Genomic DNA, 25,830 nt, shown 5'->3' with positions numbered 1-25,830 from the left:
TGATGTAATATTTACGATATGAGGATGAATCGACGGTTGATCGGCAACCTCCGACTCACTCTTTTATGTCACTGACAGTGTCGCTGTCGGAAATGTCACGCACAACCTTGCATGGATTGCCGAAAGCGAGCACACCTGCAGGAATGTCGTGAGTGACAACACTTCCGGCACCTATAACCGCACGCTCTCCAATAGTGACTCCGGGTAGAATCGTAACCCCTGCGCCAATCCACACGTTGTCGCCTATAGTGACCGGCTTGGAGCGCATTATGCCCTCGTTACGCTGATGATGATCAAGGGCGTGAATTACCGTATATATGCCTACATTGGGGCCGATGAACACGTTACTGCCTATCGTGACCTGAGCTTCGTCGAGTATTGTGAGATTATAGTTGCCTACAAAATTCGGGCCTATGGTGATATTTGTTCCAAAATCGCAGTGAAACGGACTGTGGATGTCGAAGGGCTCCTCAATCTTGCCGATAAGACCGCGCATAATGTCATGACGGCTGTCACGCTGCCGAGGCGACAATGAATTGTATTGAAAACATAGTTCCTCGGCTCTTATCAGCGCCTCAAATATTTCATTAGTAAACCCGTTGTGCCAGCATCCGCTTCGCATCAATTCAAGACTGTCCATTATTGCAAATTATTTTCTCTATCGATTCGACAAAATCAACATCGGGCATATCCCACGGAAGCCAATGTATGTGATAGCCTCGGCGCTCCATGCCTCGGAACCAAGTCATCTGGCGTTTGGCAAACTGATGTATCGCGATTTCAAGCTCGCGCACCATGTCGTCATAACTCATATCGCCCACCACGTAACGGGTCAGATACTTGTACTCAAGTCCGTAGTATATCAAGTCGTCGGGAGCTACTCCCTGCTCAATCAACCGGCGCACCTCATCGACCATTCCCGAGTCAAGACGGGCTTTAAGACGAGCCGATATGCGTTTGCGCCTCGAATTGCGGTCAATGTCGACACCTATAATCGTCACGTCGCTCATGGGATGCGGCTCGGTCAGCACCGCCTCGTCGGGATGCTCGCGATAGTAGTGCTGAATCTCAATCGCGCGTATGGCCCGCTTGCAGCTGTCGACATCGGTAGTGTTGTGCAGAACCTTTATCTCACTTAATATTGCAGTAAGTTCATCCAGCGACTTTCCGGCAAACGATTCGCGCAGTTCACGGTTTTCGGGCACTTCAGGCAACCTCACTCCGCTTATCACCGATTCCACGTAGAGTCCCGTGCCTCCGCACATTATAGGCAGCTTTCCTCGACTCTTAATGTCGTCGTACACGGCATCGAAATCACGCAGATACTCGTAGAGATTATAGCGATAGCCGGCCGGACATATATCAATCAGATGATATGGCACCGTGCCGTATTCGTCCAAATCTTTTCCGGTTCCCAAGTCCATGCCGCGATAAATCTGTCGGGAATCGGCACTTATTATTTCCCCGTCGAAATGACGGGCAAGATCGACGGCGCGTGCAGTCTTGCCCGATGCCGTAGGACCGGTAACGACAAGCAGCTTAGTCCTCAAATCCTTCAACATATTTACGCCAGAATTTTCTGAATTTGAAGAAATGGCTGTCGGCATTGTCCTTCACAACTCTAAGCCACACCGGGTCATTGAAATTCACATCCATCTTATTCAGGTCGTGAAGATGGAATGTGGGTTTATAGTGCTTTATGTCGTATAACCTAAACCCGTCACGATTGTATGTCTTACATGCAACCACGATGTTATATAACCTTAACATTTCCGACCTCATCAATGAAGTAAGTCTATTGGATGCCATCATTTCGTGAAGTTCATGCTGCGTACACCACACGCCCTTCAACCGCGAAGAATCAAGCTCCGACTTCCCCGAGAAGAAGCAAGCGTAGTGGAAAATGTTGCTGTCGGAGTAGTAGTTGAAATTCTCATAAAAGAACTTTATTTCCACCTTGCGATGCAGGCCCGACAACATTCTGAAATTCTGTTCGGCATCATACATGGTCACTTTCTCACGATAAGGCACATACATTTTAGCCGGAGTGTCGACCTTCTCGTCAGACAGTTCATCGGCAGGCACCTTCAGAAATATGTTGTCGTCACACAACAGTATGTAACGAATCAGAGTCGAATCGCCACGGTAGTTGTCCTCACCCACAACATTCTTGCGATAGAAAGCATAAATGCCCATATAACGCAAGCGCAGATAAATCAACGACAGCACATATAATATCACCGGAATCCAGACAAAAAAGAATCGATCAGGCGTATTCAAGTTGACATTATGATAGAACAACCAATAATACAGCCACCCGAATAGCGTCATTGCACCCGACAACATTATCAACAATCTAATCTGATAGATGCTTTCATGACTGAATATACGCCCAAGAAATCCACGCTCGGCAGGGAGTCCGTACCTTATGTGACACTGAAAACAGAATGCCAATCGGGAACGACGCAGATAAATCCATAAAGAAAACACAAATGTGACAGGAGCAATGACAAGAACCGAAATATAGGGAATTTTACGGTTGGAGAGTCCTATGACATACTCCTGCGGATCGATGAACTCCATGTAATAGATGTTGATGCCCACCATTATTACAGCCGTGAAGAAGAGTATGCGGGTAGTAAGGAAGGGCAACAGATTGCACACGGGCGCCTTTTCATCCTTGTTTTTCAATAAGCCCACAAAGAGGAGCTCAAGGATAAGCACAACCGCCGGCAGCCACACCTTGGATACAATCGGCGAAAGAAACACTATAAAATTTATAGCGCCAAACGAGATGGCCCAATGATTCCACAGGCTCGATATTCCTCGGTTGTTGGCATGATTACGGCGTTTATGCATGATCAATTATCTACTTTAAGTTATTATTGAAGAAATCAAGCATTTTCAGATAGACCACACTCCGTGAATTACATCCGTAAATCGAATGGTTCATGTTAGGGAAGAGAAACATGTCACAGATCTTGCCTTCGGACTGCAAAGCCGAAACATACTGCAAAGTGTTCATCAGATGCACATTGTCATCAGCCGTACCGTGCATGAGCAGAAGCCGGCAATTCATGTCACCTACACGATTTATCGGAGCGCTTTCATTATAGCCATCCTCGTTTTCACGCGGAGTGAGCATAAAACGCTCGGCATATACAGTGTCATAGTAGCGCCAGTCGGTTACCGGAGCAACAGCAACAGCTGCCTTATAAGGATTATCGGATGCGGAAGCAGCCATAAGCGCTTCATATCCGCCATAACTCCATCCATATATTCCTATGCGCGAACCGTCGACATAGGGAAGATTAGCCGCATAACGGGCCGCATTGACCTGGTCGATAGTTTCATAATGTCCGAGATTGCGATACACGACATCCTTGAATGCCTTGCCTCGACCTCCGGTACCGCGTCCGTCGACACTTATAACAATGTAACCCTGCGACACAAAGTAATAGTCCCAATCCATTCGCCACCTGTTGAGGACCTCCTGCGAACCGGGACCGCTGTACTGTGACATTATCACCGGATATTTGCGTGACGGAGTGAAATCAACGGGTTTCAAGATCATTCCGTTCAACGTATTGCCGTCGGAATTCATTGTAAAAAACTCACGCTGCGGCAACGCGGGATAACGTGACAAGTAGTCGGAATTATCCTCAAGCACTCTCAGCATGCCTCCTTTAGAGCTGTTGAGCGTGTAAACGGGAGGAGTCGTTATGTTGCTGTAGGACATCGTATAGAAGGCCATGTCGGGAGAGAAGATTGCCGACGAACTTCCTTCGGCCTCCCCTATCGTGGTGAGTTTGCCCTTAGCGTCGAGTCGGCTTACGGTGCGATTTATGGCACCGTTAATCGTCGACTGAAAATAGTGGGCGCCCTGAACATTATCGTAACCATAGTATGCCGTGACATCATAGTCGCCTGAAGTTATCTGGCGCATCATCGCTCCGGAATAGCTGTACTGATAGAGATGATTGTAGCCTGAACGCTCCGACGATACTACAAAAAAGTCGGGATAATAACGGGTAATCTCCCACGCTGATTCATCGACCCATCCGTCGGCCACCTCATCGACATAGAGCGACTTGCTCACGGTGGACTTAGGATTGATCAAGTACATTTCCAGTCGATTCTGGGCACGGTTCAGGGTAGTCACAACAAGACGCTCGGGAGTGAGCGCATAGCTTATGCGAGGAATGTACTCGATGCGGCTGTCGGAAAGCTCGATGTTCTTGGTCTTGCGCGTTTCCACATCATAACTGTGAAGCGTTACGATCGAGTTTGGCTCTCCAGCGACAGGATATTTATAGGTATATGCTCCAGGGTAGAGTGCATATTGATTCATTGGATCGCAAGTACCCTGATAAAGCGGAAACGAATAGAGCGGGACATTGCTCTCATTGTATTTCAGATAACAAAGCGTGAGATTGTCGGGAGCCCATGTCATGGAGCAATTGGTGGAAAATTCCTCCTCATAGGTCCAGTCGGGAACACCGTTTATAACCTCGTTAACGCGTCCGTCGGTGGTAACGGCCACTTCGGTGTTATAATCGAGCTTGCGCAAGTAGATGTTATTGTCGCTCACAAAAGCCACCATGCGGCCGTCGGGCGACCAAATCGGCGACTGCTGTGTGCGATGCTCGGTGCTCAAGGGCGACAATACGTTATGTCGTATCTCATATATGTAATACTCGGCCTTGAATGAACGACGATAAACGGGAGTCGACTTTTCATAAATCAATATTTTGGACTCGTCGGGGCTCAGTTCATAAGCCGCGATGCGCTTCACTTGGTTGTCACGCGTATTTGCGGCATCGAGCACAACTTCAATCTCCTTTCCCGACTTTATGTCATACTTTACAATTTTGGTATTGTCATCGGCAAGTGCGAGGCAGTTTTTACCATCGGCAAGATATGTGACGGTGGAAGGCGCTTTTGCGGCATTGGCTGGATATACATAGGGAGCTATGTCATCGGCAGTCACGGCATAAGCCGCCGACGGAATCAACAGGGGAAACAGCAATAAGTATCTAAACTTCATAATATTGAAACTTTACTATCGAAATAAACATCTTAAAACAGCGACATCTGCGCCGAATTGTCGGGAGCCGACTTGCGTTGCGGTTCCTGATAACCGAAGTCGGAGTCGGAGCTTACGCCCGTAGCCTTTGCGACTACACCCTCGGGGGGCGTTGCAATCAACCATTCAGTATCATTAAGGCTTTCATCTATCGCCGATATTTTGGGAGCCTTCTTACGGCGTCGCGTCTTGTCGTTAACCGGAGTTGTTGCAGCAGCCTCCTCCGATACACGCTTGAGAGCTTCTATCTCATTACGCAACTCAGTTTCGGAAGCGGCTCTGTCGTGGAGATTTCGCTCGATTGTCGTTTTCAGGGTTTCATTTTCCTTCTCCAATCGGGCTATTTGGTCGGTCATCGACTCCTTTTCAGCCTTAAGCGCGCTTATGCGCTCGTTACGCTTGTTTATGATTGCCTCACACTGCTCAATCTTGTCCTGGACATCGGCTGCAATCTCAAGATTGTCGTTGGCCTCTTTCAACTCCTCACGACAGGCTTCAAGCTCTTCGAGAGTTGAACGATAACGCTCGTTGATTTCGTTATTGGCATTTACATGCTCCTCCATTTCATGGCGTGACTGGGCCAACCGGTTGCGAAGGTCGTTAATCATGTTGTCGGACATCGACATACGGGTCTTGAACAACTCCTCCTTCGATTCACGCTCCTTCACCTCCTTCTCGACCTCCTTTTTAAGTGAGGCGACTTCGGCTTCACGCATTGCGCTCGAAACATTCATCGATGTTATGCGGCGATTCAAGTCCTGGATGTCGTTCTGCTTTTCCTTCAACTCGGCCTCGACGCGTTCAAGGGCTGAAATCAACCTTGTGTTCTCTTCCTGCAATTCGGTATTTGAGTTTTCCGACTTTGACTTTTCAAGCTGCTGACGCATTGCGTCCATCTGCCCCCGCATCTCGACAAGGTCATTATCGCGCACGCCCGAAGCCTTCACTTTATTGACAAGGCTTTTGTTTTCAAGCTGATACTGCTCGTTCTCGGCTTGCAACTCAAGGATGCGGCGTTCAAGCTCCTGTACCTTGTCGGCCAATGCACGCTTCTGTCGGTCGGCACTCAACCGCTGTTGCGTCCATTGCTCTTCCTTTCCTTCAACGGCAGCACAACGTGACTGCAATTTACCGATTTCGGCCTGCAACGTTTCGCGGTCTTGAGCTATGCGCGAGTCACCCTCCTGACGAAGGCGTGACTTGATTCCTTCGATATACTCCTTGAATGATCCGTCGAGCGAATCATACAGATACTTACGCTGAGCCTCTATGTCAATACAATTCTTGATGAAGTCGGGCTGTGCATTGTTGAATACCTCCAGAAGGCTGTCAAAAACAGTAAGCGGGAAGTCGATATTCTCCACATCGACATCCGCTTTGGCAGGTGGCTGAGGCGACAATGTTTCAGGCTCGTCACTTGAATTATAATTGTTGTCTACGGCAACATCATCGACTTCATACTCCTCGTATTCGTCGTCGCTGCCGAAACCGAAAGCTCTTTTCAATGTCTTAAAAAAGGACATAACGCAATATTGCTATAAAAATTAGTACTATATCGAAGTGTTAACTTCAGGCTTCACAACAACTCCGGAGCCTTTACGGCCATTAATGCCGATTGTAAGCAGAGCCGGGAACTTCACTATCCTGATGAAGTCGCTTTCATAAACGGCATCACAACCGTTGAGGAAATCGACATCATATATACCGTCGTTAGACGACGGGTCGATCGTAAAGTATCCGACACCAAACGATGTCAGGTTTTGGAAGAAATGAGTTCCCTGGCTCGGTTCTATGCGATAGTTCTTAAGCGATGACTCAACAATAAGACGCGCCGATGAAATGTGAGGCCATTTAACCGGTATGCCGAGCGCAGTGTCGCTTGAACCCCATCGTCCGGGACCAATGAGGACATAGCCTTCGTTACGCTCCGTAAAGTTACGATTTATTTTTTCAATTTCACGCGCTATCAGAGAATTATTTGACGATGAGAAGTTTTCGGGTCTTACATACACCACCGTATCCACATTGTCGATGTTGCCGTGACCCAATGCCGTGTTGCTTCTAAGCAAAACTTTCTCATCGGGAAGCCCGAGAATGCTCTCATCCACGATGTCCTTACGCTCAACGATAGGCCTTATCTGAAGCCAATACAGCGAGCCCTTGCCACGAGCATCGACATCCAACACTCCGGCAAATTCAATCTCAACAGGGCGCCCCATCTCTTCCTGGCCCTTAGTAAGCATGAAATCGACTATCTCGGCAAGGGGGAACACCTTGTGCTGAAGGATGTTGGCGAATGTCACCACACGACGGCCCTCACCGAAATCGCTGTCACGAATCACCTGATCACGGAAATCGTAAGTTGACACCATGTAACGAAGGGCTCCCGTCTGAGCTACATCCTGTATGCGCAGCTTTGCGATATTGAACCCGTCGTCGACCTTGAAGTCAGCCTCGACGCCACGCTTCATGTCAAGAGCGTAGAACTTGGTCTGTGTGTCACGTAACGCAAGATCGAGCGTCGATGTTTGCAACACCTTGTCGGCGTGACGTGGTGAAAACCTGAGGCTCAACCCACCGTCGACTATATATTTACCGAGTCCCACGGCCACTTCCGTAACGCCGTCCTCGGGAATTTCATCGTTAATCGGATAGTAGTTAAGCGAGCGTCCTACTCCCGAGAACGAGGGGAAATAATAGTCGCCCACCTGCTTTCCAACGACCTCCTGTATGATAACGGCCATTTTCTCCTGGTCGATGACATTGCTTGTCGCCGTCATATAGGCTTTGCTGTCGGCATAGAACACCGATGCGTAGACGCTCTTTATTGCATCGCCGAGCATGGCGAGCATCTCGTAACGGTCGTCGACATGAGGAATCATGTAGGTTGAATATATTCCGGCAAACGGCTGGTAATGAGAGTCCTCAAGCAAACTCGAGCTACGAATGGCAAGAGGCTTGTCGACAACCTCAAACAGAGCGAAGAAATCCTCTATCAGACGCTCGGGCAGACGAGCCTGAAGGAAGTATTTAAGAATCTTCTCGTCAGGAATGTCGGACAACGCTACAGGATAGAGGTTGTTGGTTTCCATGAACTCATCGAATATGTCGGTACATATCACGACAGTGCGCGGAATTGTCAACGTAACGCCGTCATAGTTGTCACATATAGGATTCTTCTTTATTATCGAGTCGATGAAGGCAAGGCCGCGGCCCTTTCCTCCAAGCGACCCCTGCCCTATTCTCGCAAAGTTGGAATAGTGGTCAAAACGATCCTTGCGGAACACAGCCACAACTCCACGATTCTTCATCTTTCTATACTTGACAATCAAGTCAAAGAAGAGCTGACGCACAGCCGGAGCCTCCTCGATGTTACGGAACCGATGATTCTTAATCACCTCGGCTATGGGAAACATGGCACGCGAATAAAGCCATCGTGAAATGTCGTTGAACGAAGCATGATACAGCAACGACTTGGCCGGAATGTCAAAGATGTGCCGCTGAAGGTCCTTCAGGTCATGGATGCGCAGCAACTCCTCGCCCGTTTCAGGGTCACGGATTATGAAGTCACCGAATCCGAAGTCCTTCATTATGGTATTTCCCAGGTCGACAGGGAATTTCTTGGAATTCTTGTCAATGAAAGCGCCGCCGAATTCCTTTACCAGAGGTGCGTTTTCCTCCTCCGACGATTCCATTATTATGGGCAGATAAGGGTCACGCTCACGCAGATATTTGGCGAGCTTGATACCGGCCTTTGAATCCTTAACGCCTTCACGCTTGAACGACACATCGGATATGACACCGAGCATATTCTTGCCGTAGCGCTCATAGAGAGCCACGGCCTCCTCGTAGTCACGCGCAAGCATAACTTTTGGACGGCCGCGCATGCGCAGCATCTGCTCATGCTCATTGAGCGCCTCGGTGGAGAATATAAGCGACTGCTTAAGCAGGAACTTATAAAGCGTGGGCAATACCGACGAATAGAACCTGACCGAGTCCTCGACAAGCAAGATGAGCTGCACTCCCACTTCGTTTATATCGTTGTCGGCATTCATCTTGTCCTCAAGCAGCTTGATTATGGCAAGCAGCAGGTCGACATTTCCCAGCCAGCTGAACACATAGTCGACAGCCGTCAAATCCTCTTTGGCAAGTCGCCGCGACACCTCCTTGGAGAATGGCGTGAGAACGATTATAGGGACATCGGGATAGCGTGACTTGATATCCTTGGCTCCGACAAAAGTTTCACTAAGGTCGATTCCAGGCATCATTATTATCAAGTCGAATCGCTTTACGGCAAGGAGGTCGAGAGCTTCCGACGGGCGAGATACACGAGTGACTCGCGGAGGCGAGCTAAGGTTTAGCGCCACGTATTCAAAATAGAGTTGTTCCTCAACACGCCCGTCCTCTTCCATCATGAAAGCGTCGTAAGGCGAAGCAACAAGAAGTACGTTGAATATGCGCCTCTGCATAAGGTCCTGAAATGCAGTATCTTTCAGATATAATTGGCTTACACTTTCCTCATTCATTTATTGCAAGATTTTGAATAACAAATTTAGCAATAAATAATAATATTAAGTAATTTAAGCCCACATTTTTTAATCATCGTTGACAAAAACAGCGAACAAAAAAGAGTCGGCAACCAAAGGCTGCCGACCCACATATCAATTAGCTTGAAACATCATCATAAGAGGCTCCAGCTGACAGTCAATCCGGCCATCACGATAGCCACCATCGACATGAGCTTGATAAGGATATTAAGGCTGGGACCGGATGTATCCTTAAAGGGGTCACCGACAGTGTCACCCACTACAGTGGCCTTGTGTACCTCGCTACCCTTTCCTCCGAAGTTGCCTTCCTCGACATACTTCTTGGCGTTATCCCAGGCACCGCCTGCGTTGGCCATGAATATAGCGAGTACGAATCCCGACGACAGACCGCCGACAAGCAGACCGATAACACCGGGGACTCCGAAGATTATACCGGTTACGATGGGAGCAATAATCGCAAGCAACGACGGGAACACCATCTCACGCTGCGCACCCTTGGTCGAAATCTGTACGCAACGAGCGTAGTCGGGTTCTGCGTCACCTGTAAGTATACCCTTTATTTCACGGAACTGACGGCGAACCTCCTCAACCATGTGAGCGGCGGCGCGTCCCACGGCATTCATCGTAAGACCGCAGAAGAGGAATGCCATCATGCTGCCGATAAACATACCTGAAAGCACCTTAGGATTCATGAGGTTTACATCGTAATAGTTCATGAAGTCGGTAAACGAAGCCTCATGGATGGGCTTTGTCAAGTCGCCGAGATTAAGAGCTGTCTGTCCGAGTCGTGACAATCCGATGCGGATTTCCTCTATATATGAGGCCAAGAGAGCAAGACCGGTAAGAGCTGCCGAACCGATCGCGAAGCCCTTTCCTGTAGCTGCGGTGGTGTTGCCGAGCGAGTCGAGAGCATCGGTGCGACGGCGAACCTCTTCACCAAGACCGCTCATTTCGGCGTTACCTCCGGCATTGTCGGCAATAGGACCGTAAGCGTCAGTGGCAAGAGTTATACCGAGAGTCGAGAGCATTCCCACAGCGGCGATGCCGATACCGTAAAGGCCCATGCTCACATTTGTCAGGTCATATCCCGATGCGAGCCAGTAAGAAAGGATAATACCTACAACCACTGCCAACACAGGAACTGCTGTTGAGACCATACCAAGACCGATACCCGATATAATAACGGTGGCCGGACCGGTAGTTCCACTCTCCGACAAACGGCGAGTGGGAGCATAGGACTGCGATGTATAGTATTCGGTGGAACGGCCAATAACTATACCCACCAGCAGACCGATCAAAACAGCAATGGCGATATTAAGCCAGTTGTCAATCTGGAGAAGCCACAGAATCAAGAATGTAGCGCCGACAATGAGCACCGAGCTGAGGTTGGTTCCGAATGAGAGCGAGTTGAGCAAGTCCTTCATCTTGGCGTTTTCCTTGGTCTTAACCGAGAATATACCGATGATTGACAAGATGATGCCCACTGCGGCAATCAACATGGGGGCTACCACGGCCTTAAACTGCATGTCGACATCGCCCGAAGTCATATAAGCGGCGGCACCGAGAGCGGCGGTTGCAAGAATCGAGCCGCAATATGACTCATAAAGGTCAGCGCCCATACCGGCCACATCTCCCACATTGTCACCCACATTGTCGGCAATAGTAGCGGGATTTCGGGGGTCGTCTTCGGGAATTCCTGCCTCAACCTTGCCCACAAGGTCGGCACCGACATCGGCAGCCTTTGTGTATATACCTCCGCCCACACGAGCAAACAGCGCCTGCGTGCTGGCACCCATTCCGAAGGTAAGCATCGTGGTGGTAATCATGCACAGCTTGGCGGTAGGAGTCGCCGGGTCGTTAGGCACGAAATAGTCAAGAACGAGATACCAGAACGAAATGTCGAGCAATCCAAGACCCACGACAACAAGTCCCATCACAGCTCCGCTTCGGAAAGCGACACGCAATCCGCTGTTCAATGAATTGCGAGCGGCATTGGCAGTGCGGGCCGAAGCCTGAGTAGCCGTCTTCATTCCCAGGAATCCCGAAAGTCCCGAGAAGAAACCTCCGGTAAGGAATGCCACCGGCACCCATTGATTCTGCAAGTTGAATCCATAGGCCATAATTGAGAACAGGATAACAAGGCACAGGAACACCATGCCCACAATCTTGTACTGTTGTTTAAGATAAGACATCGCACCCTTACGCACATGGGATGCAATTTTCTGCATCAAAGGAGTGCCTTCGCTCTCTCCCATCATCTGACGGTAGAAGTGCCATGCAAGAAGCAAAGCAAGCAACGACGAAATCGGCACAATCCAAAATAATACTTGTTCCATTGTTACTAAATTTTTGGTTAAGAAATGTGAGTTACAAAGTTAATAATAAATGTGACGCAAAACTAAATGTAGAATCGGAAAATATTGAGAAAAAACTACACAAAACACGCCGTTTCTTCCATTTTTAAGCCGACAATCGTAAAAAAATTCAAGAAATATTGGGTATAATGCCCTTACTTTTAGTATCTTTGCAGCAAAATTCGCGGATGACTCGCTAAAGGCTTGAAATCCAAGCAAAATTTTAACAATCAAAAATATCGATATAAATCACTTTATGGCAACAACTGCAGATTTTAAAAACGGAATGTGCCTCGACATCGACGGCAACTACTTCTTCATCGTAGAGTTTCTTCATGTAAAACCCGGCAAGGGTCCGGCTTTCGTGCGCACCAAGCTCAAGAATGTCAAGACCGGCCGCATCCTTGACAAGACTTGGAACTCGGGCGTAAAGGTTGATGAAGTACGCATCGAGCGTCGTCCCTACCAATATCTATATAAGGATGACATGGGCTACAACTTCATGCACACCGAAACATTTGAACAAGTAGCAATCCCCGGCGAAAGCATCGACGGTGTTCAGTTCCTTAAAGAAGGTGATATATGCGAGGCCATGGTTCATGCTGCTTCCGACACAATCCTCACTTGCGAGATGCCCACCAGCGTAGTGCTTGAAATCACCTATACCGAGCCCGGAATAAAGGGTGACACAGCAACCAACACGCTTAAGCCCGCAACAGTGGAAACCGGCGCCGAAGTACGCGTGCCCCTGTTCTGTGAAACCGGCGACAAAGTGCGCATCGACACTCGCGACGGTTCATACGTAGAACGTGTAGAACGCGCAAAATCATAAACGAATCACCAACCAACCTTATCACATTTCAAGCCGCCTAATCCAATAACAGGATAAAGCGGCTTTGCTCATATCTGCTAATATTAACATTTAACACATCAAAACAATTCATGAACATCAGAAACATAACCGACGGCATATCATACGTTGGGGTAAACGACCGAACCACCCACCGATTTGAAGCCCTTTGGCCCCTTCCTGCAGGAGTGAGCTATAACTCTTACATAGTAAAAGGCTCGTCAAAAACGGCCCTCATCGACGGTGTGGAGATAAGCGAATGCGACAAACTTCTCACCAACATCAGGGAGATAGCCGGCACCGAAACACCCGACTATCTGGTGATCAACCACATGGAACCCGACCACTCAGGCTCCATAAAAGTGCTGCGCAGCTTCTTCCCTGAAATGACCATAGTGGGCAATGCAAAGACCCTTGAAATGGTGAAAGGTTTTTACGGCATCGAGGACAATCTGCTCAAGGTGGCCGACAATGACACAATCGACCTTGGCGGATTGACACTGACATTCAAACTCACCCCCATGGTGCACTGGCCCGAAACCATGATGACCTACGTAAACGAGCGCAACGTGCTCTTTTCAGGCGATGGATTCGGATGTTTCGGCGCAATCAACGGCGGTGTAATCGACAGCGAAACCGATGTTGAGTACTACATCCCTGAAATGTACCGCTATTACTCCAACATCGTGGGCAAATACGGAGTGTTTGTGCAAAAAGCACTTGCCAAGCTCAAGGACTTGAAAATCGACTACATCTGCTCGACCCACGGCCCCGTGTGGCACGATGAAGTGAAGAGAATTGGCGGCATTTACGATAAGCTGAGCCGATATGAAGCCGAAACAGGCGTAGTGATAGTTTACGGCTCAATGTACGGCAACACCGAGGAGATGGCCGAAGCGATAGCGTCGCGCCTTGCCGAAAAGGGCATCAAGAACATACGCGTCCACAACGCATCCTACTCCCACCTCTCCTACATATTGAGCGACATATTCCGCTACAAAGGACTCATAATAGGAGCACCCACCTATTCCAACACTCTCTATCCGCCGATAGAAAGCGTGATGCAGGCGATCAAGACACGCGAACTAAAGAACCGCGTCGTAGCCACATTCGGCTCCTACACATGGGCTCCGCAGGCAGTAAAGCGCATAAACAGCGTGCTTGAAGAGGCTAAGATGCTCACCCCCGACATGGTATCGGTAGAAGCCAAGCAAGCTCCGAGCGCCAAAACATTGGCCGACTGTGCCGCCCTTGCCGACAGCGTGGCATCACAGCTGTTGTCGTAACGCAATGACGATGATACCGGTCGAAATTCATCCGTTTGAGCCCTACGTGCCCGATGACGCACGCCTGCTGATAATGGGCACCTTCCCGCCCAAAAGCGAAAGATGGTCGATGGAGTTCTACTACCCTAACCGCATCAACGACTTTTGGCGAATCATGGGACTAATATTCCATGACGACAAGGAATACTTCTACGACGCGGCGGCGCGCACTTTCAGGCTCGGACTGATAAAAAAGTTCCTCAACGCAAAGGGCATAGCCCTGAACGACACCGGGCATAAGGTGCGCCGTCTTAAGGACAATGCCTCCGACAAGTATCTGGAGATAGTGGAGCCGGTGCCGCTGATGGAGCTGCTGACGCGTATGCCCCATTGCCATGCCCTCGCCACCACAGGCGAGAAAGCAGGCGAAACTCTTGCTTCGATTACCGGCACCGTGTCGCCGAAAATCGGAGAATATGTAACAGCAACACTTGGCGACGGACGCGAAGTGAAGATATTCAGGATGCCGTCGACATCAAGGGCCTATCCGCTCGCCATCGAGAAGAAAGCGGCCTATTATGCCGACATGTTTCGCGAAATAGGGATTTTGTGATGTTTTATCGCCAATCCCGGCTGTTTAATTGATTTATTTACTAATTTTGAACTTTGTTTCAATACACCTGATAAAGTATAACTTGATATATATATATATATGCTTGACCTGATTCCACTTTTTGCGCTTTTTGACCCGGCCGAGATAATGATGAAATTTCTCACGGCCGATGCAATGACTGTGTACCTTCTTGTGTTCGCATTCATGGTCATCGAAAGCTCCTTCATTCCCTTCCCCTCGGAAGTAATTGTTCCGCCGGCAGCATATCTCGCCTGCACCAAAGGCGATGTAAACCTCATCTCGGTGATACTGCTAGCCACAGCGGGAGCCATAGTGGGAGCGTTGATCAACTACTATCTTTCATTGTGGATAGGACGCCCGATAGTGTACAAATTCGCAAATAGCCGATTTGGTCACGCATGCCTCATCAACGAGGAGAAAGTGCGTCACGCCGAAGAGTATTTCGACAATCACGGAGCTGTGTCGACATTCATAGGCCGACTGATACCCGCTGTCAGACAGTTGATATCAATTCCGGCCGGACTTGCCCGAATGAACATCGGCAAATTCGTGATATTCACCGGACTCGGAGCCCTTGTGTGGAACTGCATCCTTGCCGCGCTCGGTTATTGGCTCGGCAAGATAGTACCGCAAGAACAGCTATATGCCAAAGTAGAGGAGTACAACGAATACCTCACCTACATAGGCCTCGGCATAGGAGTTGTGTGCGTGCTCTTCATCCTGTGGAACGCATTCAAGCCTCATCCACGAAGCAACGACCAACAATTGTAAGCAATCAATATCTAAAGCCATGCTCGTAGCACCATCATTATTATCAGCCAATTTCGCCAATCTGCAAGCCGATTTTGAAATGCTTAACTCAAGCAATGCCGATTATCTGCATGTGGATGTAATGGACGGAGTATTTGTGCCTAACATCTCTATAGGCTTCCCGGTTATAAAAGCCATTCAACGGCTCGCCCGAAAACCGCTCGATGTGCACATGATGATCGTAGAACCGCAGAAGTACATATCGCAAGTGCGTGACTGCGGAGCCGAAATCATGAACGTACACTTTGAGGCCTGCACCCATCTCAACCGCGTGGTGCACGAAATCAAGGAGGCAGGAATGAAAGCCGGAGTGACATTAAATCCCGCCACCCCTGTTTTCATGCTTGAGGACATCATTTCGGAACTCGACCTCGTGCTCATTATGTCGGTCAATCCGGGATTCGGCGGACAGGCATTCATCGAAAACTCGCTGAACAAGGTCGGCCGTCTGCGCCGACTTATCGAGGCAAGCGGCTCGCATGCACTGATAGAGGTCGACGGAGGTGTCAACGAAATGACAGGAGCCGCTCTGTCGAAAGCGGGAGCCGACATTCTCGTCGCCGGCAGCTATGTGTTCAAGGCTCCCGACCCGATGAAAGCCATCGACACATTGAAAAGCCTCTAAGATATTGCTGGCTTGCGATTTGAAATTTTTCAAGCAACACATTCCATGTTTTTTTGTTTTTGAGCCGAGGTTGTTGTAACTTTGTACTAACAACATCGGCTTAAAATTTTATTTGCTATAGAGCTTCACTATTAGTTATTAAGCACTTATGAGATCAGACAATATATTATCCGACAACTTCGACCCCGATGTACTCGACCGCGAGTACAAGGAGCCGTCACAACCCGCACCGCGCAAGCGCAACACGACGCGCCAGGCCGCAGCTAAAAAGGAATCCAAACCGGGCGCCATATCGCGATTTATCCATGACAAGCGTACACGCTTGTTTGTGGGCATAGCACTAATATGCTGGGCCGCCTACCTGATAATCGTCACTCTCTCCTACTTCACCCACGGAGCCGACGACCAAAGCGCGACAATTAATCTGTCGATATCGGAAATGGCGCAACGCGGCGATGAAATCAACAATGCGGGAGGCCCCATAGGAGCATTCCTGTCGCAAAGCGCAATATCCAATGGCATAGGAATAGGCGCACTTGTAATCATATACTATTTCCTTGCCCTCGGATGGGGATTGCTGCATAAGGGCAAAGTGGGATTCTGGTCGCTGACTATGAAATCGCTCATTGTTGCGATTACCGTTTCAATCGTCACAGGACTTGTAACCTATAAAGCGCATTCATGGGTGTTCTGGGGCGGTATACACGGCTATGAGGTCAACACATTCCTGATGTCGCACATAGGCGTAACCGGAGCAATACTTGTAAGCATCCTGCTTGTGGCTCTTGTCGCATCAATATACCTTAATGAGCTGAGGCTCCTCTATGTTGCCTATCGCAAGCGCGTGGACGAACACCGCAAACGCGTAGAAGCCGAACGCGCCGCCGCTGAAGAATCACGCCGAAAGGTTGAAGAATCGCTGAAAGAGTCGGCCGAGATAGTCGACAATTCCCGAAATGAGGCTCAGCGCGAATCATCGGTACAGCTTGAGAACAAGACACTTGACTTTGAGGATTATGCCAACGATAACAATGTGGATGACAACCACGTCGACACCGACATGACCGAGTCCGAAATCGACGATGACATCTACGACACATTGGACGACGAAACTAAAAACGACATTCAAGACGAGTCTAAGGTTATCGACAACAACGAAGATGTGAGCATGACCATAAATGAGGGCGAAATCGAAGAAGCCGACGAGATAACGACCGACACCTACGACCCCACGGCCGAACTGTCGCGCTACCATTTCCCGTCAATAGAGCTGCTCAACAACATTCAAGTCAAAGCCAACAGTGTCGACCAGCAGGAAATGGAGGAGAACAAGGAACGCATCACTTCAACGCTTTCCAACTACAGCATACCAATTTCGCATATCGAAGCTACGGTGGGGCCTACCGTTACACTTTATGAAATAGTACCTGCCGAGGGTGTAAGAATTGCCAAGATAAAGCGACTTGAGGACGACATAGCCTTGAGCCTTGCCGCGTTGGGAATACGCATTATCGCACCTATCCCGGGCAAGGGAACAATAGGTATCGAAGTGCCCAACAAGGAGCCTCAGATGGTGCCTATACGCTCGATAATATCATCACGCAAGTTCCAGGAGTGCAACTATGAGCTGCCAATGGCAATGGGCTCCACAATCTCCAAGGATGTATTCATAGCCGACCTCACCAAAATGCCACACGTACTTGTAGCCGGTGCCACCGGACAGGGAAAATCGGTGGGCCTCAACACCATAATAGCATCGCTGCTTTACAAGAAGCATCCGGCCGAGCTGAAATTTGTGCTTGTCGACCCCAAAATGGTCGAGTTCAGCCTTTACAGCAAGCTTGAGCGCCACTATCTTGCCAAGCTCCCCGACGAGAATGAAGCTATCATTACCGACCCGATGAAGGTCGTAGCCACGCTCAACTCCCTGTGTGTGGAGATGGACAATCGTTACGCATTGCTCAAGGATGCCAACGTGCGCACAATAAAGGAGTATAACAACAAGTTCATCCAGCGTCGCCTTAACCCCGAGAAGGGACACCGCTACCTCCCCTACATCGTTATCGTGGTCGACGAGTTTGGCGACTTGATAATGATGGCAGGAAAGGAAGTTGAAACTCCTATAGCACGTATAGCCCAGAAAGCACGTGCCGTGGGTATGCACATGATTCTTGCCACACAGCGTCCGTCGACCAATGTAATCACTGGTATCATCAAGGCCAACTTCCCGGGACGAATCGCGTTCAGGGTTTCGCAGATGGTCGACAGCCGCACGATTCTCGACCGCACGGGAGCTAATCAGCTGATAGGAAAGGGCGACATGCTATTCTCGCACAACGGCGAGATGGAGCGTGTGCAGTGCGCGTTCATCAGCACCGAGGAGGTGGAGGCTATATGCGATGCGATAGACGAACAGGTAGGATATCCCAACGCCTATCCCCTGCCCGACTATGTTCCTGAAAGCGACGGTTCAGCAAGCCTCGGAGCAGTCAACGACCGCGATCCGCTTTTTGAAGAGGCGGCAAGATTTATCGTTACTTCAAGCACCGCCTCAACATCTTCGCTTCAAAGGCGTTATTCTATAGGATACAATCGAGCAGGCAAAATCATGGATCAGCTCGAGGCCGCCGGCATAGTAGGCCCCGCTTCGGGAGCCAAGCCCCGTCAGGTTCTTGTCGATTCATTGCAGCTCGAGAGAATGCTTGAAATAACTGCTTAAAACGTAATTTTACAATGTCACGACTCATAACTGCAATACTCCTCATTTTAGCCGTTTCACTGAATGCGGCGGTTCCCGTAACATCGCCCGAGGAGGTAATAGCCTCGGCGGCTAAAAGCTTTAAGAATGCCAAATCGGTAACCGCACCCTACAGCATGACAATGGACGGAAATACGGTGAAAGGCGAAGCGGTTATAAGCGGCGACAAATTCAGGATAACCACTCCGGGAATGTCGATATGGTATGACGGACGCACTCAATGGACCTATTCCTCATCGACCGGCGAAGTAAACGTAACCGAGCCGACAGCCGAGGAGCTGCAGCAAATCAACCCGTTTGCAATAATCAACTCATTCCGCAGCAGCTATAAGGCGAGAATGATTTCGTCGACCTCATCATCGTGCAAAATCGAGTTCACGCCTGTCAACAGCCGGGGAACACAGATTCTGAAAGCCACGATAACGTTCAACGCCTCGACCCACATGCCGGTCGACATTGCATTGACACTCGACAATGGAGCGCAGGTATCGATAAAGGTCGGGACGGTAAAAACCGGTATCAGTTATCCGGCATCGACATTTGTGTATGACAAGAGCAAATATCCCGATGCCGAGATTATAGATCTCCGATAGGACACAGAACATTAAAGTTAACAACGCATAATCAATTTAAATCATGAGTAACGAGTCAACAAAATGCCTCATCATCGGTTCGGGGCCGGCAGGATACACCGCCGCCATCTATGCCTCGCGAGCTAATATCTCTCCCATATTGTATGAAGGAATAATGCCCGGCGGACAGCTCACCACCACATCGGAAGTGGAGAACTTTCCCGGCTATCCCGAAGGTGTAATGGGAGCACAGCTCATGGACGACCTGCGCAAGCAAGCCGAACGATTCGGAGCCGACATTCGCCCGGGAATAATAACCAAGGTCGACTTCAGCAAGCGTCCATTCACCGCTGTCGCCGATGATAACACTACTATAGTTGCCGACACGGTCATAATCGCAACCGGAGCGTCGGCTCGTTATCTTGGTCTGCCCGACGAGCAACGCTATTCAGGTCTTGGCGTTTCAGCCTGTGCCACATGCGACGGCTTCTTCTATCGCGGACGCACTGTGGCTGTTGTAGGCGGAGGCGATACAGCCTGTGAGGAAGCCTACTATCTCAGCAATCTCGCTCAAAAGGTATATCTGATTGTGCGTAAGGACTATCTGCGTGCATCAAAGGTTATGCAGAAGCGAGTGATGGATAAGGACAACATCACAATTCTCTTTAACACCAACACATTGGGACTGTTTGGCTCGGAATTCCTCGAAGGAGCGCATCTGGTAGAACATGTAGGCACCGACAAGGAGCGTAAATTTGACATAAACATCGACGGTTTCTTCCTTGCAATCGGCCACAATCCCAACACCGAGATATTCAAAGGTCAGGTCGACCTCGATGCACAAGGTTATGTAGTGGTCTCAGGCGGCTCAACAGCAACGAGCGTGCCCGGAGTATTTGCAGCCGGCGATGTCGCCGACCCGCACTATCAGCAGGCAATATCGGCAGCCGGAACCGGATGTCGCGCCGCACTCGATGCCGAGCGCTTCATAATGGAATCGCAATCTTAGCAACCTAAAACAATCAATAAATATCGGCAAAGTCCATGACCTCCCCATCAGGAAGTCATGGATTTTTTATATTTCTCCAATTGCATTTTTTGCTTAAAAAGTTGCATAATCGGAAAATCGTCATTATTTTTGCAGCAAATTGGGTAATAGCCCATTGTGGTATAAGCTCATATTCTTACAGTTTAATAACTTCATTTTCAACTATGAAGCATCTACATCTCAACAACAAGAAGTTCGGCGGTGCCGCTCCCCCCGGGGAGTGAGATGAGGTGTGCATAGTTATTTCCCACCAACATTTTACAACCGCAGAAATGCCCCGACAGCCTGTGGTGTGTCTTTACGCATCCCTATTCAGCAGCTCGGAGCAGGGAGTACATTGACATGTTGGTAACAAATCCGGAGGAAGGCCTCCGGCTGAGATTAGTAAAATGAAATATTAACCCGGAGGGCTTAACGGCTCTCCCTATAAAACTGTATAAATATGACAAAAAAATCCCCTATATCAGTAGATAAAATTCAATTTTGTGATTACTATTTGGATCAAGTAAATGATTTGTCATCCATGGACAAATTCCATTACGACGATCGCCGCGATTTCATCAATCATGAATTCCTTGCAGGCATTGCCGTGAAAGTGGAAATCAGCAACATCCGCTACGACAAAGGTGCTCGCCGTGAAGTTTCTTTCAGATTGATAGACATGACCTCACGCTGCCAAGCTGCCATCCTACGGAAGAGAATCAACTTAGCAAAAGAGGACTTCAAAGAAGATTTTGTTCATTTTCCCGCTGAATCCTCAGGTCTAAAGGGAGGCCACACATATAAACTCGTGGTAAGCGATGAAAATGTATCGCAAACACTCGCCGAAGAGTTCATCCATGTTTATGACTATCCATTACGACAGTATTACAATGTATGTGACTGCGGCGTGCATCCCGCATGGGAGGACAACCTCTACAAGTCGCTCAACACAATTGACGACCACGACTACTATTTGAGATTCAATCTCACCACCAAAACGCCCTCAATACACCCGACAATCATGCCCGAGCTGGAACTAAGGCTCCACTACCCTGACGGCAAATATGTTAAGACATTCTTCAAGGAGCCGCGCTGCTTTGGACTTGAGAATTTTAACAATGACATTTGGAGCGTTGAGTTCCCTTTTACCACTTTCGGTGATTTTAACGGTGTTTTCTATGCCGAACTCTTATGTATGAATCTACCTATTGCCGGTTTCGTATTTGACACTATGAGCGGCACCGACATAAAAGGGAAATGTGACCCTGAGTATATCATCCCATTGGATGAATATTCGCCCGAAGCTGCCATAAAGCGAATCGACAATTATCTTCCCCACCGAAATGAACCAGAATCGGAATTTGATGACGATGATTTTGATAAAGTTCTCGACAAATTCATTGCTTCAGAACTTGAAAATTCAACCGATGATGTAGAAGAAAGCATCGAATATGACAACGAAGATACCACGACAAACGAAGAAAAATCGGAACCGCTCGTATCGCTCGACCATCTCACCGGCATAAAATCGGTAAAAGAGAAACTGGCGCTATATGAACGCGTTGTCCGCTTTAACAAGATGCGAGCCGACAACGGATTGCCTTATGTAAAGGCTCCGCTTCACGCCATGTTTTTAGGCTCACCCGGTACAGGAAAAACCACCGTAGCCAAATTGATGGGCAAGATGCTGCGACGCGCCGGAGTGCTAAGCCGGGGACATGTCGTGATAAAAGAACGTGCCACGCTCCTTGGACAAAACTACAACTCCGAGTCGGAAAAGACACTTAAAGCCCTCGAAGAGGCCCAAGGCGGCATTCTGTTCATCGATGAGGCATATCAGCTCTATCAGGGCGACGATCCCCGCGACCCTGGAAAATTTGTAATCGAAACATTGATGACAGCACTCGCCGACGAATCAAACCGTGACTGGATGCTCATACTTGCCGGTTATCCCGACAATATGATGAAAATGCTGAACATGAACCCGGGATTCAAGTCACGAATCCCCGACTCCAACATCTATGTATTTGACGACTACACCGAGCAGGAGTTGATGGAGATTGCCGAAAACTACTTGACGAGCAATCATTACAGCCTGTCTGACGAAGCACGTTCGGCACTGGCCAAGCGAGTCAACATCGATCACCTCCATCGTGACAAGAACTTCGGCAATGCACGTTACATAATCAACATGATACAGACCGACATTCTGCCTGCAATGGCCCGGAGAGTGACCTCAGCTGAAACTTTCGATTGTAAAACTTTAACCGAGATACTGCCTTGCGACATACCAAGTCGCGACACAACACCTGCCAGACACTCCGAATCCCGTCAGCGCATCGGCTTCACAATCTGATCATCAACCATCCACACTCTATTCATCACCATCCCTATTAATCACCATCCCTATTAATCACCATCCCGGAATCCAAACCGATTCCGGGATTTTAACATTTAATCTATATGAGCAAACATATCAGCGATACACTATACCGAGTCGGCCACATAATGAGTTCCGACGAGGACCAGCCAATAGTAATGGACCTGCTTGTCGGTTTCAATTTTTCCGACGAGCTCGTCATTGTCATCGACTTCTTCGACTACGAAGAGCCGGCCTACAACTGTTCGACCGCAGCAATTGTCAATACCGACGATGCCCGCATAATGGCCCGCAGGCACAACATTGCCTACTCACAGCTTCCACGCTTTATTACCGAATGTATGTCTGAATGGCGGGATATCATAAATCCCGGCCTCAATAATGTGAGGGATTGCTTCAAGGAAATCACCGAATGTCTACTCGACGAAGGCTGCCGCTTCCGCATAAAACGCACCCACGGCCCCAACGACTACATCTGCTGCTGACACCCCCACTCCTTAACATGACAGGCGGCCCTCGGTGGGGAGGGTCGCCTGCGATGTTTCGGTGTATTCAATGAAGGGTGTTTACTTTGTCTTCGATTCAACTTCGGGGGCGATGAGCTTATAGCCCTTGCCGTGGATGTTAATGATTTCAATCGAAGGATCATCCTTCAAGTGCTTACGCAGCTTGGTGATGTAAACATCCATCGAACGTGCATTGAAGTAGTTGTCGTCGATCCAGATGGTCTTAAGCGCGAAGTTACGTTCAAGAATCTCATTGACATGGGCACAGAGAAGGCTCAACAGCTCCGACTCCTTGGTGGTAAGCTTAGTCACCTTGTCGTCGATCATCAGCACTTGCTTCTGGGTGTCAAAAGTAAAGCGTCCGATCTTGTACATGGTAATCTCCTTACCCTTCTTTCCCTTTACACGACGCAATATGGCTTCGATACGGAACACGAGTTCCTCCATTGAGAAAGGTTTGGTGATATAGTCGTCGGCTCCGATTTTGAAGCCCTCAAGTATATCTTCCTTCAAAGACTTGGCGGTGAGGAAAATGATAGGAACCTCTGAATTGACAGTGCGAATTTCCTGTGCCAATGCAAATCCGTCCTTCTTAGGCATCATCACATCCAGGACACATAAATCGTATTTTCCCTTAAGGAATGCCTTATAACCGGCTTCTCCGTCAGGAAACAAGTCGGCATTGAATCCCTTTGCCTGAAGATATTCTCGCAGCAACATGCCAAGATTCTCGTCATCCTCGCATAGTAATATACGCAAACGCTCTTCCATAATAGTTTAATTTTTAGTAAGTGGTAATATAATTATAAATGTTGTTCCTATTCCAAGTTCGCTCTCTACGCGAATGTCGCCTTTCAACTCGGTAACCATCTTGTGGACATAAGCGAGTCCAAGACCGAAACCCTTCACATCATGGCGGTTGCCCGTAGATACGCGATAGAATTTTTCAAATATCTTTTTGAGATCGTCACGCTTTATGCCTATTCCGTTGTCGGATATCCTTATCTCAAAGCGGTTGCCCGAGATGTCGGCTGTAGCCACCTTAAGCATCAGCGGCTCATCCTCACGACGATATTTAACAGCATTGTCGAGAAGGTTGAAAATGACATTGGTAAAATGCATTTCATCCACCTCGACTATAGCGTCATAAGCTGCAAGGTCGCTTTCAATCTTGCCTCCGTAGCTCTCGACCTTGAGCTTGAATGTCGACACAATGTTGGCGATTGCCTTGTTAGCGTCTATCTCCTGGAGGCGCAAAGTCGCCTTCTGACGGTCAAACATCGACATCTGCAACACCTTCTCCACCTGAAAACGCAGTCGCTTCGTTTCATCATTTATCACCGTGGCTATGTGCTGCATCATGGTGGGCGACTTGCGCACCGAGTCATCGTTTAGCATCTGCGCGGCAAGAGATATTGACGAAATGGGTGTCTTAAACTCATGCGTCATGTTGTTGATGAAGTCATTCTTCATCTCGGTAAGGCGTTTCTGCTTAAACGCTATGATGATGGTGTAGAGAAATATCACAAGCAGAATGAAGGTGAAGATAAACGACGGTATCATAAACTTGACCGACGAAAAGATGTAGTCCTTCTTGGTGGGGAAATACACCTTTATATAATTCATCTTACTCACAGGATCGTTGGGGAACAGAGTCTGCACAAACATGTTGTTCTTGCCGGCATGGTTGGCCTCATAACCCGAAGAGCTGTAGATGACGCGTCCCGAACGATTGACGACGGCAAACTCAAACGGCAGGTTCAATCCGTTGTTCTCAAACTCGGAGTGCAGATAGCCCGCAACCGTGGCCGAGTCGGCACGCTCCACGATAGGACGGTTGCTCGACTGACTCAGGATATTTAGTATCACCTCATTCAGCAATCCTTTCTGATAGAGATACTGTCCACGTATATTCTCCTGCATGTTGCGGTATCGGTCTTTGTTGACCTTACTGCCGCTTCGTTCAGTCAACGGCTTGACATCAAGGTTGTCGGCCTTCGGGAATGAATACTTCAGCGCATCCTTGCCGGGCAACGATGCGTCAAGCTGGGAATATATCGACTGCTCTATCGCAGCGGCATCCTCCTCAAGGAAATGCCGGGTTTCATCCTGTTCAAGCGTAGTGGAAACGCTATACAGGCTACGGCGCACACCTTCCGAGAATTGGTCGTCACGCATCCTGATTATGTTTTTCATATACATAATCTGAAGGTACAACAACCCGCAAAAGGTCAGCGCCATTATTATTGTCAAAAACCAGATAGTCGCTTTCTTCATATTTTAATTAATGTAGAACCTACATGAGGTTTCCATTTATATTATATAACGTTAACAATCTTAATCGTTAATTGTTTTTAAGCACATGCACTTATATTCATCACAATTAACACTTAAATGCAAAATTAACATAATT

19 protein-coding genes are annotated in these 25,830 nt (G+C 48.6%); 10 read left to right on the top strand and 9 right to left on the bottom strand.

Annotated elements, in window-relative coordinates; all coding sequences use genetic code 11:
• Positions 1-55 precede the first annotated feature (55 nt).
• The 7 genes from E5354_RS10995 to E5354_RS10965 all read right to left on the bottom strand — a co-directional run bounded on the left by E5354_RS10995 (position 56) and on the right by E5354_RS10965 (position 11,969).
• Entirely contained in the window at positions 56-640 is a 585-nt protein-coding gene (locus E5354_RS10995; RefSeq protein WP_135947497.1) for a sugar O-acetyltransferase, read from the bottom strand.
• Complete coding sequence (miaA, locus tag E5354_RS10990; protein ID WP_123396970.1) at positions 627-1,562, bottom strand: tRNA (adenosine(37)-N6)-dimethylallyltransferase MiaA; 936 nt, start codon at positions 1,560-1,562, stop codon at positions 627-629. Before miaA ends, E5354_RS10995 begins: the two co-directional genes overlap by 14 nt.
• Entirely contained in the window at positions 1,540-2,859 is a 1,320-nt protein-coding gene (locus E5354_RS10985) for a hypothetical protein (protein WP_135947496.1), read from the bottom strand. The genes miaA and E5354_RS10985 overlap by 23 nt, the downstream gene beginning before the upstream one ends.
• A 10-nt stretch (positions 2,860-2,869) precedes the next feature.
• Positions 2,870-5,047: a S9 family peptidase gene (locus E5354_RS10980; RefSeq protein WP_135947495.1), complete on the bottom strand. Its 2,178-nt coding sequence runs from the start codon at positions 5,045-5,047 to the stop codon at positions 2,870-2,872.
• A gap of 32 nt (positions 5,048-5,079) precedes the next feature.
• Positions 5,080-6,609, bottom strand: coding sequence for a hypothetical protein (locus E5354_RS10975; RefSeq protein ID WP_135947494.1), 1,530 nt, complete (start codon positions 6,607-6,609; stop codon positions 5,080-5,082).
• Between the two features lie 27 nt (positions 6,610-6,636).
• The gene (locus E5354_RS10970; RefSeq protein WP_135947493.1) at positions 6,637-9,612 is read right to left on the bottom strand and encodes a PEP/pyruvate-binding domain-containing protein; all 2,976 of its coding nucleotides are present in this window, start codon (positions 9,610-9,612) and stop codon (positions 6,637-6,639) included.
• Positions 9,613-9,767: 155 nt separating this feature from the next.
• A complete protein-coding gene (locus E5354_RS10965) occupies positions 9,768-11,969 on the bottom strand; it encodes a sodium-translocating pyrophosphatase (RefSeq protein WP_135947492.1) in 2,202 nt (733 codons plus the stop codon).
• 274 nt (positions 11,970-12,243) lie between these two features.
• Here E5354_RS10965 and efp point away from each other — a divergent pair, with 274 nt between their 5' ends.
• From efp to E5354_RS10915, 10 genes are all read left to right on the top strand, one after another.
• Positions 12,244-12,819 (top strand): elongation factor P, encoded by a 576-nt coding sequence (gene efp / locus E5354_RS10960; RefSeq protein ID WP_123396964.1) that lies wholly within the window; start codon positions 12,244-12,246, stop codon positions 12,817-12,819.
• Between the two features lie 110 nt (positions 12,820-12,929).
• Entirely contained in the window at positions 12,930-14,123 is a 1,194-nt protein-coding gene (locus E5354_RS10955; protein WP_135947491.1) for an FprA family A-type flavoprotein, read from the top strand.
• A 10-nt stretch (positions 14,124-14,133) separates the two neighbouring features.
• Positions 14,134-14,715, top strand: coding sequence for a uracil-DNA glycosylase family protein (locus E5354_RS10950; RefSeq protein WP_123397019.1), 582 nt, complete (start codon positions 14,134-14,136; stop codon positions 14,713-14,715).
• Between the two features lie 147 nt (positions 14,716-14,862).
• On the top strand, positions 14,863-15,507 hold the full coding sequence (locus tag E5354_RS10945; protein ID WP_123397018.1) for a DedA family protein: 645 nt from the start codon (positions 14,863-14,865) through the stop codon (positions 15,505-15,507).
• 19 nt (positions 15,508-15,526) lie between these two features.
• Positions 15,527-16,171 carry a ribulose-phosphate 3-epimerase gene (gene rpe / locus E5354_RS10940; protein WP_123396962.1) on the top strand — a complete coding sequence of 215 codons (645 nt, stop codon included), beginning with the start codon at positions 15,527-15,529 and terminating at the stop codon, positions 16,169-16,171.
• 148 nt (positions 16,172-16,319) lie between these two features.
• Positions 16,320-18,890, top strand: a complete 2,571-nt coding sequence (locus tag E5354_RS10935; protein WP_135947490.1) for an FtsK/SpoIIIE family DNA translocase — start codon at positions 16,320-16,322, stop codon at positions 18,888-18,890.
• Between the two features lie 14 nt (positions 18,891-18,904).
• A complete protein-coding gene (locus tag E5354_RS10930) occupies positions 18,905-19,522 on the top strand; it encodes a LolA family protein (protein WP_135947489.1) in 618 nt (205 codons plus the stop codon).
• A gap of 43 nt (positions 19,523-19,565) precedes the next feature.
• Complete coding sequence (trxB, locus tag E5354_RS10925; RefSeq protein ID WP_135947488.1) at positions 19,566-20,510, top strand: thioredoxin-disulfide reductase; 945 nt, start codon at positions 19,566-19,568, stop codon at positions 20,508-20,510.
• 562 nt (positions 20,511-21,072) lie between these two features.
• Positions 21,073-22,887 (top strand): AAA family ATPase, encoded by a 1,815-nt coding sequence (locus tag E5354_RS10920; RefSeq protein ID WP_168353889.1) that lies wholly within the window; start codon positions 21,073-21,075, stop codon positions 22,885-22,887.
• Positions 22,888-22,994: 107 nt separating this feature from the next.
• On the top strand, positions 22,995-23,396 hold the full coding sequence (locus E5354_RS10915; protein WP_135947486.1) for a hypothetical protein: 402 nt from the start codon (positions 22,995-22,997) through the stop codon (positions 23,394-23,396).
• A gap of 81 nt (positions 23,397-23,477) precedes the next feature.
• On the opposite strand, the gene E5354_RS10910 is transcribed toward E5354_RS10915, so the two are convergent.
• Positions 23,478-24,188 (bottom strand): response regulator transcription factor, encoded by a 711-nt coding sequence (locus E5354_RS10910; protein ID WP_123396952.1) that lies wholly within the window; start codon positions 24,186-24,188, stop codon positions 23,478-23,480.
• A 6-nt stretch (positions 24,189-24,194) separates the two neighbouring features.
• The gene (locus E5354_RS10905; RefSeq protein ID WP_123396951.1) at positions 24,195-25,694 is read right to left on the bottom strand and encodes a sensor histidine kinase; all 1,500 of its coding nucleotides are present in this window, start codon (positions 25,692-25,694) and stop codon (positions 24,195-24,197) included.
• Positions 25,695-25,830 lie beyond the last annotated feature (136 nt).

The sequence above is a fragment of the Muribaculum sp. NM65_B17 genome, assembly GCF_004793735.1.
GTDB classification, from domain to species: domain Bacteria; phylum Bacteroidota; class Bacteroidia; order Bacteroidales; family Muribaculaceae; genus Muribaculum; species Muribaculum gordoncarteri.
Note: the sequence above shows the minus strand (reverse complement) of the source record. Positions and strands in the feature narration are given on the sequence as shown.